The following is a 1301-nucleotide window of genomic DNA, read 5'->3' as shown; positions in this document are numbered from 1 at the left end:
GGAGCGTGTCCGAAAGATCGTGTAAGTCTGCGATGTGACAGGCTGGCCGAGGCTCGGCCTCGGGTCTTGGCCGGCCGGAACGGACGGACATGAATACTGACAGCGAGAACCCGGCCGTCGAGCAGGTCGGGGACGATTTGGTCGACGAGGTCGTCGAGCGGTTGATGGACCGTGCCGATGCCTCCGGGGCGGCCCTGTTGGGCGAGGGCGGGCTGCTGACCCAGATCACCCGGGCCGTGCTGGAACGGGCGCTGGCGGCCGAGATGACCGAGCACCTGGGCTACGAGAAGCACGACGTGGCCGGCCGGGGCTCGGGCAACAGCCGCAACGGCACCTCGCCGAAGACGGTGCTGACCGACGTCGGAGCGGTGACGGTGGCGGTGCCCAGGGACCGCAACGGAGAGTTCGAGCCGCTGCTGGTGCCGAAGAACGCGCGGCGGCTGGCGGGGTTCAACGAGCGGATCCTGTCGCTGTACGCCCGCGGCATGAGCGTGCGGGACATCCGCTCCCACCTGGCCGCCATCTACGGTGTCGAGGTCAGCCCGGACCTGATCAGCAAGGTCACCGACGCCGTCACCGACGAACCCACCGCCTGGCAGAACAGGCCGCTGGACCCGGTCTGGCCGATCATCTACATCGACGCGCTGTGGGTGAAGATCCGCTCCGGCGCGGTGAGTTCGAAGCCGGTCTACCTCGCGGTCGGGGTCGACATGGACGGCCGCAAGGACGTCCTGGGGCTGTGGGTCGGCTCCGAGGGCGAGGGCGCGACCACATGGATGGCGGTGCTGTCCGAACTGCGCAACCGCGGCGTCGAGGACATCTGTATCGTCGCCTGCGACGGGCTCAAGGGCCTGCCCGACGCGGTGACCGCGACCTGGCCCCGCGCTACGGTCCAGACGTGTGTGATCCACCTGATCCGGGCGTCTCTCAGGCTGGCGTCCAAGCGGGACCACCCCAAGCTGGTGCCGGCACTGAAGGCCGTCTACACGGCCGTGACCGAGCAGGCCGCCGAACAGGCGCTGGAGGAGTTCGCCGCCTCCGATCTCGGCACCCGCTATCCGGCGGTCGTCCAGACCTGGCAGCGGGCCTGGCCCGAGTTCACGCCCTACCTGGCCTTCCCGCCCGCGATAAGGAAGGTCGTCTACTCCACGAACATGGTCGAGTCGATCAACTCCCGGCTGCGGAAGGCCACCCGCAACCGCGGTCACTTCCCATCCGAACAGGCCGCGTTTAAGGTGCTCTACCTCGCCGTCCGGGAGCTGATCGCTCCCCGGGCACGCGACGTCAACCGCGTCGCCGCA

The 1301-nt window shown here is 68.9% G+C and carries 1 protein-coding gene; it reads left to right on the top strand.

Translation table 11 applies throughout. The features are described 5' to 3' along the window. Positions 1-89: 89 nt before the first annotated feature. Positions 90-1301 (top strand): IS256 family transposase (locus ACFWIC_RS41095; protein WP_380522330.1); only part of this gene is annotated, 1212 nt, incomplete at its 3' end.

Origin of the sequence: Kitasatospora sp. NPDC127035 (assembly GCF_042726075.1) — a bacterium.
Taxonomy (GTDB): domain Bacteria; phylum Actinomycetota; class Actinomycetes; order Streptomycetales; family Streptomycetaceae; genus Kitasatospora.
This window is presented reverse-complemented; position numbering and strand designations above follow the sequence as displayed.